We start from the raw sequence: 15212 nt of genomic DNA, 5'->3' as shown, positions 1-15212 counted from the left end.
ATGTCCGCGAACGCCCCCGCCTCCGATCCCGCACTGACTGCGGTCCACGCCCAGAACCAGAAGCTCATGGAGCTTCTGGGGATGGACAAGATGGCCCTGTCCTCCAAAGCGCGGCCTGCGCAGAGCCCGACCGAGCGGTGGATGCGCTACCTCGGATTCCCGGGGGGCATCGCGCTCTTCCTGCTGATCCTGTACCTGCCGGCCGGGGCGGGGCTGAGCGCGGGGGCGCAAGCCGGCGCAGCGTGCTTCATGCTCGCGCTTGTGTGGTGGGTGACCGAGCCTTTCCCCACCTACGTCACCTCGCTCGTCCTCATGTTCCTGCTGCTCGTGACGCGGGTGGCCACCGACAAGACGATCATGTACGTGCTGGGCATGGACGTGATCTGGCTGAACCTCCTTGCCTTCATCCTCAGTTCGATGCTGGTCAAGGTGCGCCTCGCCAAGCGCATGGCCTTCTGGCTCATCCTCAGGTTCGGGAAGAAGGCGTCGTGGGCGCTGCTCGCCTTCCTTATCCTGCACATGATCCTCGCGCCGCTGATCCCCGCCACGGCAGCCCGTACGGTGATGACGCTGCCGCTCATCATCGTGGTCGCGGCCATCTATGGCGCCACGGAGGACACGAACAACAACTTCGGCCGCAACCTGCTGCTCCTGAACCTGTGCTGCATCTCGGTGCTCTCGTCGATGACCATGACGGGGTCCGCGGCCAACCTCATCGCGGTGGGACTCATCCAGACGATGGCGGACCAGCGCGTCTACTACATGGATTGGGTGAAGGTCGGGACGCCGCTCGCCGTCACGACGATGCTGATCATGTGGATCGTAGGCCAGAAGATCCTGTTCCGGATTCCCAAGGCAGAGCAGGTGCCGCAGCTCGAGGGCGGGCTCGGGATCGTGCAGGTGCAGTACGAGGAGCTGGGGCCGCTCCATCGCGAGGAAAAGAAGGCGATCGCCATTTTCTCCCTGGTGCTGGCGTTGTGGATGACCGACATCTTCCACATGGACTGGTTCGGCGTGGAGATCAGCGCGCCCTTCGCGGCGCTGCTCGGCGCGGTCATCGCCTTGTTCCCGCGCTACGGCGTGCTGCAGTGGTCGGAGGCCGACATTCCCTGGCACCTGCTCATCTTCAGCGCAGGCGCCTATGCCGGGGGCCTCGCCCTCGACGACACGGGCGCTGCCGCCTGGGGCGTGAAGGCGCTCTTCGGCAGCATGAACCTCAAGGGGGTGCCGTTCGGCGTCGCCTACACGGTGATCATCGCGGTGATGATGTACAGCCACCTGCTCACCACGTCCAAGACGGTCCGCACACTCATCATGCTGCCCATCATCATCACGCTCGCCAAGGCGCTGGGTTGGAATCCCATCTCCCTCGCCCTGCCGGCGGCGTTGTGCATCGATTGGGTCGTCGGCCTGCCCATCAGCGGCAAGCCCAATGTGATCCTGTTCTCCACGAACCAGTACTCGGTCGGCGACAACTTCAAGTACGGCATCGTCACCTGCACCGTGGGCGTCGCGCTGCTGGTGCTGTTCGCGCTCACGTGGTTCCCGTGGATCGGGCTCACGCCCGACTTCTGGGCGGTGGCGCCATGAAACGGACCCTGCTGTTCCTCGTTCTCGGATTCGCCTGTGCCGGAGTCGGAGCGGTCGAGATCAAGGCTTATGACACGCGACTCGAGGTGGCGCTGGATGGAGCGGCGCAAGCGGTCGTGGACCTGCAGGTGGACGGCGCCCAGGCGGGCCGGTTCAAGTTGCCGGTGGGTTTCGGGGCCATCGAGGAATTCAAGCCCCTTGATGTCCCGGCAGGCGTGGTGCTCAAGCCCCTCACGACCAAGGAGCAGTCGTCCGTCGAGATCGAACTGCCGGACGGCGTCTCGGCCGCGGTCAACATCGGTTTCAGCTTCCGGGTTCCGGGCGTACTGTTCGTGCCCAAGCCCGAAGCGGGGCAGAAGTCGGCCCTTCCGAAGGGGTCCCGGCTGCTGAGGCATAGCTTCGTGAACACGCAACCGGCGCCGATTTCGCGGTACACCATGCAGGTCCGGTTGCCGGAAGAAACCATGGTGCAGAAGATCCGCGAGCAGCTTCCGAAGGCCAGGCGCAAGGAATTCACCCCGCGTGTGGAGCTCGATCGCTACGACGGCCGGCAGGGCGCGCTACTGCAGCTCGCCGGCATCAAGCAGGGGGATCGAACCTCGATGGAACTCGAGGTCGTCGGGGATCGGCGCTCACTCGGCTGGCTGCTGGTCGGTCTGGTTCTCGCGGCCGGCTATCTCGTCGGTTTCCGGGACCTCGTGAAGACCGGCGGCGGTTGAGGAGCAACCCGGGTCATCGGCGCACTTCACCTCAATGGCGCACGCCGGGCCAGTCGTTGCGCCTGTCCTGGCGCCAATCGTGTCTCGATTCCGCGATGACGGCCCTGTGCACCGGCCGATGCGCAACAGGGTTGTACGCGACGACGGGGCGCGGCCGGACCACGACCGGGGATGGCGCGTAATACACGGGTGCCGGCGCGTAGTAGGGGCGCGGCGCGTAAACCACGGGCGCGGGTGCGTAGTAGGTCGCGGGCGGCGCGTACGCCACGGGCGCAGGTGCGTAGTAGGTCGCGGGCGGCGCGTAGTAACCCGGATCGTAATAGCCACCTGAATTTGCCGCGAGTGCCGCACCGGTCACCGCGCCGAGCATGCCGCCCACGACGGCGCCATTGCGCCCGTTCACGTTGTGCCCGATCGCCGCGCCGATCGCTCCTCCGAACAGGGCGCCCAAGCCGGGATCGCCGGCAGCAGCTTGCATGGGCGCGAGGGCGGTGGCAGTAGCCATGGCGGCGATCACCAGGGTTTTCTTCAGCATCGTCGTCTCCTTGACTTGATCTTGACGGTCGGACCGGGGCGTTTCCCGGGAGGCGCCCTTCGCAGCGCCTGAATCCCTTAACGCGCCTGGGCGGTATCGGTTGAACGGGCGACAAATTGTTACAAGTCGAAAGGCGCCGGCATCCGCGATATAGTTGCAGCGTTACTCACCGGTGGAGGGCAGGAAGATGGCCAAGAGCAAGGACAAGGACACGAAGAAGATGGTGAAAAAGGAACCGCTGAAGACACCGAAGGAAAAGAAGGAAGCCAAGAAACTCAAGAAGCAAGAGAAGATGCGCGGTTGAACCCGCCCAGCCCGACGGCCGGATTCGCCCTCTGGAACCTGGGCTTCCGGCCGTTTTACCTCCTCGCCAGCGCGTTCGGCGCCGCGAGCATTGCGGTGTGGGCCGCACAGTTCGCCGGATGGCTTCCGGCAGGAGCCTACCTGCAGGGGCACCTCTGGCACGCCCACGAGATGCTCTTCGGCTATACGGTGGCGGTGGTGGCGGGATTCCTCCTTACTGCGGTCAGGAACTGGACCGGCCAGACGACGCCGGACGGACTGCCGCTCATGCTCCTCGCCCTGCTGTGGGTGGCGGGGCGGGTGCTGGTGCTGACGCCCAATGGTATCGCCGCCGCGTGGGTGAATGCGGCCTTTCCCCTGGCGGTGGCCGTTGCGATCGCCGTCCCGCTCGTGCGCAGCGCCAACCGCCGCAACTATTTCTTCGTGGTGGTGCTGGCCCTCATGTCGATGGCCGTGCTTGCGTTCCACTTGGCGTATCAGGGCATCCTCGCGCTGCCTTCGCGACTGGGGCTGCTGGCGGGCCTGGACATCGTGCTCTTCGTGATGACGGTGATGGGCGGTCGCGTCATCCCGATGTTCACCAACAACGGCGTGCCAGGCACCAACGCGCGGCGCACGATGCCGACCGAGAGACTGGCTCTGGCCAGCGTTCTCGTGCTCCTGGCGGTGGACCTGGCACAGGCACCGGCCACCGTGGTCGGCGCGGTAGCCCTGATTGCCGCCATTGCGCAGGCCGCGCGACTCTGGCTGTGGCAGCCGTGGCGAACGGTCCGTACGCCGCTGGTCTGGGTTCTGCATGTGGCTTACGGGTGGATCGTCGTTCACCTGGTTCTGAGGGCGCTCTCGGCCGTGGGCCTGGTGGGCGAGTCCCTTGCGCTTCACGCGCTCACGCTCGGGGCCATCGGCGGGCTTACGCTGGGCATGATGACGCGCACCGCGAAGGGCCACACGGGGCGTCCTCTCCAGGCGGATGGCTGGGAGGTCCTGGCCTATGGCCTCGTGATGGCCGCCGCGATCGCGCGCGTGGCGGGCGGCATTCTCCTGCCGGGCGCCTACGTCGCGACTGTTGTGGGTTCGGCCGCGCTGTGGTCGTCCGCGTTTGCAATCTACGCGGTTCGGTACTGGCCCGTGCTCACGCGGCCGCGGCTCGACGGCAAGCCGGGGTAGGCCGGTGATCACCGTCCATCACCTCAACAACTCGCGATCGCAGCGCGTGCTGTGGCTGCTGGAGGAACTTGGTCTCGACTACGAGATTGTCCGCTACGAGCGCGACCCGAAGACGATGCTGGCGCCCGAGTCCCTGCGCCAGGTCCATCCGCTCGGCAAGTCGCCCGTCATCACCGACGGCGCGCTCACGATCGCGGAATCGGGCGCGATCGTCGAGTATCTCGTCGACCGCTACGGCGGCGGAAAGCTGGCGCCTGCGCAAGGCAGCCCGGAGCGCCTTCGCTACACCTACTGGCTGCATTACGCGGAGGGCTCGGCCATGCCGCCGCTGCTGATGAAGCTCGTCTTCGACCGCATCGAGAGCGGGCCCATGCCGTTCCTCGTGCGCCCCGTTGCGCGCGCCATCGCCGGCCGCGTGAAGAGCACGTTCGTCATGCCACAGATCACGCGCCACCTCGACTACCTCGAGGCCGAGCTTGCCCGGAACAAATGGTTCGCCGGCGGGAAATTCAGCGCCGCCGACATCCAGATGAGTTTTCCGCTGGAAGCGGCGGCTGCGCGGGCCGGACTGGATTCACACCGGCCGAATCTCATGGCCTTCCTCGAGCGAGTCCATGGGCGGCCTGCCTACCGCCGCGCCCTCGAGCGTGGCGGGGAGTACGCGCTGGCCCGGTAACGGGAGGCACAATGTCGGCGACAGGGACGGGACGCAACCCGATGGGGACTTCCAGGGAAACGCTCTATGACGCGCTCGGCGTGCCCCGCGACGCGAAGCATGGCGAGATCGTCCGCGCCCATGACGGTCTCGTCGCCGAATTCCGCCGGGACACGACGCCGCCGGATCCGCGGCGAGAGACGCGAATCCGCGAGGCGTTCGAGGTGCTCTCCGACGAGGAAAGGCGGGCGGAATACGACCGTTCGCTTGCAGCCGCTCCCTCGGCCTCCGATCGCCGGCCTGCCGGTGCCATTGCAGCGGTCCTCACCGCGCTTGTCGCGCTGGCGGCATACCTCTACCTTGGCCGGGGCGCTCCCTCGCTCCCTGCGGGCCGCACCGTGCAGGAAATCGAGTCTGACGTGGTGAACTCCGTGGGGCGGGTGCAGAGCATCGATCTTTCCGGGACAGCCACGGCAACCGGGCTTGCGTTCACCATTGCCAATGGCGTCATGGCGACCACGTGCGAGGGGCTCGCGCCGGGCGCCCAGATCGTGGTGACGATCGGGAAGCGCACCGTGCCGGCACGGATCGCGATGGCCGACGAGGGCCTGGGCCTGTGCAAGCTCGCGGTGGACGGCGCCGGAAGCTGGCCCCTGCGCGTGGGTGGGACCGAGCCCAAGGTCGGGGACAAGGTCTACGCCGCGGACGTGAATTCCGCCGGGGACGTCGTGCTGACCGAAGGATTCGTGAAGCACATCGCAGCCGAATCCCAGGTCAGGATCGTGGATGCCGGGTTCCCTGCCGCGAGCGGCAACGGTGGCCGGCCCTTGCTGGACAACCAGGGCCGGGTCGTGGCGGTCGCAACCGCGTCGCAGTTGGGGGGCGCGGCGCGGCACGTGATTTTTCCGGCCGCGTGGGCCGCCGAGGCGTCCGCGGTCAGGCGTCCGTAGGCGTAGCCACCGTCAGCGTGCCACTCTCGAGGGCGCGCTCGGCCAGCACCTTGAGCCGGGCATCCTGGTTTCGCTCCAGCGCGCGCAAGGCGCGCCGCGTCCGCCGCATCGCCATGGAGATGAAGATGCGCGCGTTGTCGAGGTCGGCCGCCGCGCCTTCCACGCTGCCGGCCCTGGCGATCGCCCAGGTGGCGCGGGACAGGGCCGCCGTCGAAAGGTAGATGTCGATCGCGACGTTCGCCAGTCGTTCCTGGTGGAACTGGCGCTCGATCACGTCCTTGCCGTGCTCGATGAGGAGTTTCTCCACGGCGAGCGCCACGTCGTGGACGGCCCCCGCCACCATCTCGGCTTCTTCCTTCAGCGCCTCGTGCACGCGCGTGAAGTCGGGCTTCACGAGTTGCCGCTTCACCCGCCCGGCCATGTAGCTGCCGATGGCGCCCAGGGAGCGCAGCGGGTCCCGGAAGGCTTTCCCGAGTTCTTTCAACTGCTCGCCCGGTTGCTGCATCGCCGAGAGCGAGATGAGCGCGCGCAGGATCTCGTTCGTCCCCTCGAAGATCAGCATGATCCGCGAATCACGAACGGCCTGCTCGTACGGGTATTCCTTCGAATAGCCCAGGCCGCCGGCGATCTGTTGCGCGTCGCAGGCTGCGCGGAAGGAAAGCTCGGAGGCGAAGACCTTGCACGCGGCCGTCTCCAGCGAGAAGTCGATCCCGCCGCGATCCACCATCGAGGCGCAGATCATCCAGCCCGCGTCGGCCGCGTAGCAGTCGGCGGCGGCCAGGGCGAACTTGCGCTGGATCATCTCGAAGGAGCCGATGGGGCGCCCGAACTGCTTGCGCTCCTTCGCATAGGCGAGGGCGTGGTCGAGAATCGCGCGAGCGCCGCGGGACGACCCCGCCGCCAGCCCCAGCCGCCCGGAGTTCAGTATCTCGAGGGCGATCCGGAAGCCGCCGCCGACCTCGCCCAGGCGGTCCTCGACCGGCACGCGCACGTTCTCGAACGACACCGTCCGCGTGTCGCTCGCCTTGATGCCCATTTTCTCCTCGATCTTTCCCAGCGAGACGCCGGGGGCGCGCGCATCCACGATGAACGCGGTGACGCGATGCTTCGCCTTGCCCTCGATCTCGACGGGCACCTTCGCGAAGACGGTAAAGACGCCGGCGTACCCGGCATTCGAGATCCAGATCTTTTCGCCGTTGAGCACGTAATGCGAGCCGTCGGCGCTGGGGATGGCGGTGGTGCGCATCGCCTGCGCATCGGAGCCCGAGCCCGATTCCGTCAGGCAGAACGCGGCGATGCGCTCGCCCGTGGCGCAAGGGGTGAGCCAGCGCCGCTTCTGGTCCTCGGTCCCGAAGAGCGTGATGCCCTTGCACCCGATGGACTGGTGGGCGCCGAAGTACACGGCGAGCGCGGCATCGGTCGTGCCGACCTCCCCGAAGACACGCGCAAAGAGCAGGGCGGAAGCGCCGAAGCCGCCGTATTCCGCCGGTATGTTGAGCCCCATCATCCCCAGGTCGGCCATCCCCGCCCGCACGTCGTCGCCGAAGCGGCCTTCGCGATCGAGCCGGGCGGAGTCGACCGTGCCGGCCGCCCAGGCGCGGAAGGAATCGAGGATGGCGGTGAGATTTTCCTTGTCGCCCGGGGCCAGTTCCGGGAAGGGGAAGACGAGATCCTCGCGAAGTTCGCCCAGGAAGATGCCCTTGGTGAAGGAGGGGTTGTGATCGGGATCGGCAAGATGGGCGGCCATGATTCCACACCGGAGAGGTAGCGAAGAAAGACTGTAGCCCGAAAACCCTGTGCGCCGTAGGGATTGGTGGTTGAAAATCCCTCGCGCAAGGGGGTCCCGGCCTCATCGGGCTCCGTCCGGGAGTCGCGGGAGCGTCTGGGACCGGATGTTACGGGTGTGACAAGGGCCCCTTCCCGTTTCTGGTCTGCATGCGTAGAATCCCCTGGCATCGCTATTAACAGGCGGCAACCGCACCCGTGACGTCCGATCAGGAAATCCGGATCGAGCCATCCATCCCGGAACTCGTCCAGCAACTCGAGCCGCGACTTCCGTCGCTGGATCGCCGCGAGCTCGCCGACGCGACGGCGCCCTTGCTGGCCCGCCTGCAGGAACGATTGTCGCCCTCAGAGTCGGGGCCCGTCTCGGATTTGATACTGTCGCTATGCCGGCGTCTTTATGACCATGCCCGCTCGGGCGATGCGCTTCCGCTTGCGCGCGCTCTCCTGGCCCAGGCGATCCTCACGGACGATGGGGCGCTGGAGCGCCGCGCATCGAGCACGTGCGGTCTCCTGGCTGCCGATACCGCGGATATCGTCGGCGCGATCGATTACCAATGCCGAACGCTCGCGCTTTCGAGAGCCGAAGGCAGCCGGATCGACCAGGGCCGCACGTGGAACAACATCGGGCTCGCGTTCCTTGTTGCCGGGAACTACGAACTGGCGGTCACGTGCTACCACCGGGCGATCGCGATGGTCGAGGATGAGCCCGGGCCCGTCTACGGCCGGTACACGTCGTTCCTGAACCTTGCCCACGCCCTGTACCAGATCGGCGAATTCGATGAAGGGCTTCGATTCGGCAGCCTGGCCCTGGAAGCGGCGACGCCGTCGTTCACCGAACGGGATCCCTACGCGGCCATACTGCTGCGCCGGAACGTGGTGCGGCTCCTGATCGCGACGGGACGTGTCGCGGAGGCGGGGTCGCACCTGCCGGTGGTGGCAGCGCTGGTGGAGCGGTTCCGTACGCCCCGCGCACAGGTCGCCGCGGCGACCACCCGGGCGGCCTGGGAACTGGCGACGGGCCATGTCGATATCGCGCTGACCCGGCTGGATGAAGCGCTGGGACGCGCCCGCCAAGTGCCGTCCGCGTTGCACGACACGCTGTCATACGTCGCGAGGGCCGAGGAGGCCGCCGGCAACACGGAACGCGCGTTGCTTCGCCTTCACGAACTTTCGGAGCACGTCTATCGCCTGGCCATCAACCGCGCGCGGCAGCATCTCGACCTGTCGAGCCTCTTCGACGCGCCCGGCCGGGGCGCCGATCACGCGCAGGAACAGGCCCGGGCGCGGTTGGTATCGCACCTTAGGCCCCCCGGAGAGCCGGAGGATTGGAAGGCCCTGCAGCGACTCGCCATTGCCGCCGCGCTGCGCATGGATAGCACCGGGTGGCACGGATTGCGTGTGGGCGCGCTCGCCAAGGCGCTGGCGCTCGCAAGCGGCTGCGTGCCGCTGGAGGCACTGGAAATCGGGCTGGCCGCAGAACTGCACGATATCGGGCTCGCGTCGGTACCGGAGGCCATCTTCTCGAAGCAGGGAACGATGAACGATGTCGAGCGCCGCTTGTTCGAAAAGCATACGGATGCTGGCGCGGAGATCCTGCGTGACGATCGGCACCCGCGCATCCTCATGGCCCGCGAGATCGCGAAGTACCACCATGCCCGGTGGGACGGCACGGGCTACCCTGCGCGCGTCGGCGGCCGGTTCATTCCCTTGCCGGCCCGAATATGCGCGGTAGCGGATGCCTACGACGAGATGGTTTGCGGCCTGTGCGGCGGGCCGGCTATCACCATGGACCAGGCGCTGGAAAAACTGCAGAGCGGGAGCGGGACGCGGTTCGACCCGGAACTCGTGACCTGCTTCGTGTCGGTGATTCGCGACGAGACAGCCGATCGCGGCATCGATCCCTCAACCACCGCGGGCCTGGAGAGCTTCCAGGAACTCGTGCTTTCCCTCCAAGAAGACAGGGGTTTCCTTTGATGACTATCGTCGAAATCAGCGATCGCGACCGGAAGATGCTCGAGTTGCTCGCCCAGGGTGTTTCCAACCGGTCCATTGCCGAAAGCCTCGGTTACCGGGAAGGCACGATGCGGGTGTACCTGCACGGCCTGTACCGGAAGATCGGCGTCCCGAACAAGACAAGCGCGGTGATCTGGTACTTCGATCGTCTGAAGGCGGAGGGCAGGACGACCGACGAGTCCCGATCGCCTGTTGCCGAGCCGGGCCGGGAAGAGTCGTTCGGTGACATCGCGCTGCGCTCGAGCCCGGGCGACGCGCTGGGGGCGATGAACATGTTCCTCGGGCCCTATGGGCGCATGTGGGAGGTCGCCTTGCGCCTCAAGGGCGCCGCGCCCGACGAAAAGGTCGATCGCCGCCGCAGGCAATCGCGCCTGCTGTGGGAGGCGCTCCTGAAGGGAGACTTCGCCTACGGCAAGAAACTCCACGACGAGGACGCCATGGCGCGGCTTTTCGTCGATTCCTCGTCCGACTGCGTGCTGCTCGCATGCCTCGTTCGCATCGGCGGGTACACGCGCGCGGCCGATCGGGTCATGGCCCAGCTCACGCGCGGCAAGAAGGGCCGGCTGAGCATTTCGGCCAAGGAGATCGCTCTCCTCGCCGCGCTGCGCGAAGCACTCGAGGGTAACGCCGAATCCGGGCTGGCCAGCATCTACCGGCTTGCCACGGAAAACTCGGTCAAACCGATCCCCCGGCACGCCGCAATGGCGTCGCTGTACTGGACCTACCTGGCGCGCAAGGATCGGGAACGGGCCCTGGGGGCAGCCAACGCCCTGTTTGCAGAGGCGGAGGCCGTCCGGCAGCAACTCCAAGCCATGGGAGAGCGCCCGCTCTACCGGGACGCCTCGATGCCGCAGCCCGCGTCCCTGGCCGGCAAGACCCAGACATCGCGGCCGGTCAAGGTCAAGGGGGCGAAGTCCCGGGCGACGGTCCTGGCCTAGCAGGGCCGGCCCGAGTGTCCTTATCGCGGCGGGGTCACGCCCGCCGCGATGCGCAGTTCTGCCTTGTGATGCTAAGGCATCCAGTCGCCGGAACCTTCCCCGCCAGCGGCCAGCACCAATTCCCAGTCCGCCAGCAAGCGAATGTCGCTGTTCGCCTGATCCGCGCCGGCCCGCGAAATCCCGAGATCCTCATGGGCATTGATGGCGAGGGCGCGCGCGATGATGGTCTTTTCCATGATGTTTCCTTTCGATTTGGGTACTTGAAGCGGGAGGCCGGCGGCGCTCCCGGGCAACAGTATTTCATATGTAGCATTTCATATGGTAATTGGTTTTATGGGATACACTAACTAAAACCAGTTACCAGCGCTTCCGGGTCGCCCCGACCCACCGTACTGCAACCCAACCTGGGCAGGAATGCGTACCGGCACCCGCAATCATGATTCAAATCGACCGGACCCCGCGCGAGTCTCGCCCAGGCGTACCGACGCCGACGCGGCCGCGAGGGCAGAGGTCGCGCTGCAGGCAAGCGAGATCCGGTACCGGCAGTTCATCGAGCTGTCTCCCAGCGGGGTGTTCGTCCAGTGCGAAGGCCGGCTCGCCTTCCTCAACCCGAAGGCCGTGGCGATGTTCGGGGGAAGCCTGGAGGCCGACCTGCTGGGCCGGCCGGTGCTCGATTTCCTGCATCCCGATGACCGCGAAGCCATCCGCGAACGCGGCCGCCGCATCAACCACGAGCGCGCCCTCGGCCCTCTGATCGCCGCGAAATGGCTGCGGCTCGACGGCACGATGTTTCACGGCGAGTCCGCCGCGGTGCCCTACACGTACGACGGAGTCCCCGGCGCACTGGTCATGCTGCAGGACATCACGGCGCGCGTGGAGGCCGAGGAGCAGCGAGCCGCCGCCCTGGAAGCCCTGCAGAGCAAGGACGAGGAGATCCACGCCATCGTCGACAACCTGGCCGAATGCGTCATCGCGATCGACTCGAGCGGCGTCGTGCGAAGCGCGAATCCGGCCCTCGAGCGCGTGCTGGGATACAGGGCGGAGGAAGTGGTCGGCCGCAACGTCGCGATGCTCATGCCCGAGCCCGAGCGCAGCGGTCACGACGCCCACCTGGAACGCTACTTGAGCACGGGCAAGGCGCGCGTGATCGGGTCGAGCCGCGAAGTCGAAGGCCTGCACAAGGACGGACAGCGCATCCCCCTGGAACTGGCCGTCTCCGAGTACGTGGTACGCGGCGAGCGTGTCTATCTCGGCCTGATGCGCGACATCCGCGAGCGCAAGCGGCTGATCGCCGAGCTGACCGAGGCGAGGGCCGACGCGGAAGAGGCGAGCCGCACGAAGTCGGCATTCCTCGCGACCATGAGCCATGAGATCCGCACGCCCATGAACGGCGTCATCGGCATGGTCGAGCTGCTGGCGCACGGCAACCTGCCCGAGCGCCAGGCCGAGCTGGTGAGGACCATCCGCGACTCCGCGACGGCGCTCCTGGACATCATCGACGATATCCTCGATTTTTCGAAGGGCGAGGCCGGCAAGCTGCAGATCGAACGCGCGCCCGTGGATGTGGCCAATCTCGTCGAGGGGCTGTGCAGCTCGATGCTTCCCGTGGCCGCTCGCGACGACGTGAACCTGGCGGTTTTCATCTCTCCCGGGATTCCTGCCAAGGTGCTCACGGACGAGGTACGGCTGCGACAGGTGCTCTACAACCTGGTGGGCAACGCGATCAAGTTCTCCTCCGGCAGGGCGGGCATGCCGGGCCGGGTGTCGGTGCGGGCGGAGATCGACACGGCTTCGCCGATGCGCCTGGTCTTCACGGTCGCCGATAACGGGGTGGGCATGTCGCCGGATGCGCTGGGGAGGCTTTTCACGCCCTTTGTGCAGGCCGAGGTGTCCACGACCCGCCGCTTCGGCGGCACCGGCCTGGGGCTCGCGATCTGCCGGCGCCTGGTGGACTTGATGAAAGGGGACATCGCGGTGAACACGGCGTTGGGAGAAGGCGCCACATTCACGGTGCGCCTTCCGGTGGAAGTCGTCCGCGGGGGGGAGGAGAATCCGTCACGCGCGCTCGAAGGCCTGGACTGCGTTGTCCTGCGAAGCCGGGAACTGCGCGCGGACGATATCCGGGCCTACCTCGAGCACGCCGGCGCGCGGGTGTATGTGGCGGACAGGCTCGAGGACGCAGTGCGATTGGCGGTTGAGCTGGGGTCGCCGGTGGTACTGCGGGACGCCGGAGACGACCGGTCGCCGCCGGAGGGAACATGCGCCGCATTCGCCGGCGCTCCGAAGGCGCGGCACCTGCTGATCACGCGAGGAAGGCGCAATCAGGCTCGCGTGGAGCAGGCGGAGGTGGTCATGCTGGATGATGGTGCACTTCGCCGGCAGGCATTGCTGCGGGCAGTGGCAGTTGCGGCCGGGCGTGCGTCTCCAGAAGTCCTGGACTCGGGGGCGGGGGAGGGGATGCCGAAGGCTGCTGCCTGCGCGCCGACCATCGCCCAGGCACGTGCCGAGGGACGTCTCATCCTCGTGGCGGAAGACGATGAAACCAACCGGCGGGTGATCGCGAGGCAGCTCGAGTTTCTGGGGTATGCGGCGCAGATCGTGGGCAGCGGCGAGGAAGCCTTGCGCAAGTGGCGCGAAGGCGGCCATGCGCTGCTGCTAACCGACTTGCACATGCCCGACAGGGACGGGTATTCGCTGGTGGAGGCCATTCGGCGCGAGGAGAATGGCAGGAAGGGCATGCCGATCCTGGCACTCACGGCGAATGCCCTGCGCGAGGAAGCCAACCGCGCGCGCTCGGCCGGCATGGACGAATGCCTGACCAAGCCCGTGCAACTGCGCCTGCTCAGGGCCGCGCTGGAGCGCTGGCTCGGCGCCGAGGGCGGACTGGACGCGCAATCTGTTTCGCTCCAGGAGAATCGCTTCCCGCGACCGTCGCCTGTCGTGGACGAGTCGGTGCTGAAGGGGCTGATCGGCGGCGATGCCGGGCAGGCGCGCGAGTTCCTCGCCAGGTACCTCCACTCGACGCGGGAGCTCGCGCAGAAGTTGCGGTCGGGGCTGGCCGCAGGAGATCCGCGGTCTGTCGGTCTCATCGCGCATCGGCTCAAGTCCTCGTCGCGCTCCGTGGGGGCCCTCACGCTGGGAGAACTCTGTGCCCGGATGGACGAAGCGGGCACCAATGGCGACATGCAGGCGGTCCTCAAGGAGCTCCCCGGCTTCGAGACCACACTGGAGGCCGTCGAAGCCGACATCGCCCGAATCCTGGCACGGTGATGAAGTCCGACGTGCGGATCCGGTCCATGCGCATCCTGCTGATCGATGACGATCAGTTCGCCCTGACGCTCCTCGAGCGCCAACTGGACAGGCTGGGGTTCCCTGAAGTGATGGCCTTCGAGTCCGGCATTGAAGCCGTCACGCATCTCGAGTACGCGCCAAGTCGCCCCGACCTGGTGTTCTGCGACCTGCAAATGCCGCAGATGGATGGCGTGGAGGTCGTGCGCCATCTCGTGAGACTGGGCTATGCGGGCGCCCTCGTCCTGGTGAGCGGCGAGGACACCCGGATCATCGAGACTGCGTACCGGGTGGCCCGGGGCCACGGACTCCATGTGCTGGGATCCCTGCGCAAGCCCGTCGAGCCGGGGGCGCTGTGCGCGATCATGGAAGGCACGTTCGCCCGCCATGCGACGGCGACGCATGGCCCGAAGAAGCAGTACTCCCCGCAGGAACTGGCCCTCGCGATCGCGCGTGGGGAACTGGTCAATTTCTACCAACCCAAGGTGGAAATCCACTCGTGCGAGCTCGTGGGCGTGGAAACGCTGGTGCGCTGGCGCCATCCCGGGAACGGCCTGGTGATGCCGGACGATTTCATCGCCATGGCGGAGGAAAGCGGACTCATCGACGAACTGACGCACCACGTGCTGAATTCAGCCTTGCGCCAGTCACGGCGTTGGCAGGATGCGGGCCTCGGCCTCCAGATCGCCGTGAACGTGTCGATGGAAAACCTGGTGTCGCTCGAGTTTCCCGACCGGGTCGAGCGCGCGGCCCTCGAGGCGGGACAACCCCTGCAGAACCTGATGCTCGAGGTGACGGAAAGCCGGCTCATGGACGACGTGCTCACGCCGCTGGAAATCCTCACCCGCCTGCGCCTGAAGCGCATTGGCCTTTCCATCGACGATTTCGGCATGGGACATTCGTCGCTTGCCCAGTTGCGCGATATCCCCTTCACCGAACTCAAGGTGGACCGGAGCTTTGTCCACGGCGCCTGCAGGGACGCCTCCCTCCGGGCGATCTTCGAGGCGAGCCTGGCCATGGCCCGCCAGCTCGGGATGCGCTCGGTAGCCGAAGGAGTCGAGAATCGGGAGGATTGGGATTTCCTGCGCGGGTGCGGCTGCGACCTGGCGCAGGGGTACTTCATCGGGGTGCCGATGCCGGGGGAGGAGCTGGATCGGTGGATGCTTGGGTGGGGAAAACGGCGGGCCGAGCTTCTCGGAGCGGGACCCTGAGTTCGGAATTTCCTCCCCGTCCCGTTTGAGCCGGATCGCGGCCCGGCAGTCCGCATCC

At 66.9% G+C, this 15212-nt stretch carries 12 protein-coding genes; 9 read left to right on the top strand and 3 right to left on the bottom strand.

The annotated features are described in order from the left end of the window. Positions 1-1590 carry an anion permease gene (locus tag IPP91_03485; protein ID MBL0141133.1) on the top strand — a complete coding sequence of 530 codons (1590 nt, stop codon included), beginning with the start codon at positions 1-3 and terminating at the stop codon, positions 1588-1590. Then, positions 1587-2309, top strand: coding sequence for a hypothetical protein (locus tag IPP91_03480; GenBank protein MBL0141132.1), 723 nt, complete (start codon positions 1587-1589; stop codon positions 2307-2309). Before IPP91_03485 ends, IPP91_03480 begins: the two co-directional genes overlap by 4 nt. A gap of 31 nt (positions 2310-2340) precedes the next feature. On the opposite strand, the gene IPP91_03475 is transcribed toward IPP91_03480, so the two are convergent. After that, complete coding sequence (locus IPP91_03475) at positions 2341-2844, bottom strand: hypothetical protein (protein ID MBL0141131.1); 504 nt, start codon at positions 2842-2844, stop codon at positions 2341-2343. A gap of 300 nt (positions 2845-3144) precedes the next feature. On the opposite strand from IPP91_03475, the gene IPP91_03470 reads away from it, so the two are divergent. From IPP91_03470 to IPP91_03460, 3 genes are read left to right on the top strand one after another with little or no spacing between them, the layout of a single operon-like run. Further along, complete coding sequence (locus tag IPP91_03470) at positions 3145-4314, top strand: NnrS family protein (GenBank protein ID MBL0141130.1); 1170 nt, start codon at positions 3145-3147, stop codon at positions 4312-4314. A gap of 4 nt (positions 4315-4318) precedes the next feature. Then, on the top strand, positions 4319-4990 hold the full coding sequence (locus tag IPP91_03465) for a glutathione S-transferase (protein MBL0141129.1): 672 nt from the start codon (positions 4319-4321) through the stop codon (positions 4988-4990). 11 nt (positions 4991-5001) lie between these two features. Continuing rightward, entirely contained in the window at positions 5002-5919 is a 918-nt protein-coding gene (locus IPP91_03460) for a DnaJ domain-containing protein (GenBank protein ID MBL0141128.1), read from the top strand. On the opposite strand, the gene IPP91_03455 is transcribed toward IPP91_03460, so the two are convergent. Beyond that, positions 5906-7666: an acyl-CoA dehydrogenase family protein gene (locus IPP91_03455; GenBank protein MBL0141127.1), complete on the bottom strand. Its 1761-nt coding sequence runs from the start codon at positions 7664-7666 to the stop codon at positions 5906-5908. The two genes, IPP91_03460 and IPP91_03455, sit on opposite strands and share 14 nt — an antisense overlap. Positions 7667-7902: 236 nt before the next feature. Between IPP91_03455 and IPP91_03450 the strand changes: the two genes are divergently transcribed. Both IPP91_03450 and IPP91_03445 read left to right on the top strand, forming a co-directional pair. Continuing rightward, positions 7903-9678, top strand: a complete 1776-nt coding sequence (locus tag IPP91_03450; GenBank protein ID MBL0141126.1) for an HD domain-containing protein — start codon at positions 7903-7905, stop codon at positions 9676-9678. Beyond that, positions 9678-10655 (top strand): helix-turn-helix transcriptional regulator, encoded by a 978-nt coding sequence (locus IPP91_03445; GenBank protein MBL0141125.1) that lies wholly within the window; start codon positions 9678-9680, stop codon positions 10653-10655. The genes IPP91_03450 and IPP91_03445 overlap by 1 nt, the downstream gene beginning before the upstream one ends. 71 nt (positions 10656-10726) lie before the next feature. Here the strand turns inward: IPP91_03445 and IPP91_03440 are convergent, their stop codons facing one another. Further along, positions 10727-10891, bottom strand: a complete 165-nt coding sequence (locus tag IPP91_03440) for a hypothetical protein (protein ID MBL0141124.1) — start codon at positions 10889-10891, stop codon at positions 10727-10729. A 178-nt stretch (positions 10892-11069) separates the two neighbouring features. On the opposite strand from IPP91_03440, the gene IPP91_03435 reads away from it, so the two are divergent. Then, positions 11070-13925, top strand: a complete 2856-nt coding sequence (locus IPP91_03435; protein ID MBL0141123.1) for a PAS domain S-box protein — start codon at positions 11070-11072, stop codon at positions 13923-13925. Positions 13926-13951: 26 nt separating this feature from the next. Next, on the top strand, positions 13952-15154 hold the full coding sequence (locus IPP91_03430; protein ID MBL0141122.1) for an EAL domain-containing response regulator: 1203 nt from the start codon (positions 13952-13954) through the stop codon (positions 15152-15154). Positions 15155-15212: the final 58 nt, after the last annotated feature.

The organism is Betaproteobacteria bacterium (assembly GCA_016720855.1).
Taxonomy (GTDB): domain Bacteria; phylum Pseudomonadota; class Gammaproteobacteria; order Burkholderiales; family Usitatibacteraceae; genus FEB-7.
This window is presented reverse-complemented; position numbering and strand designations above follow the sequence as displayed.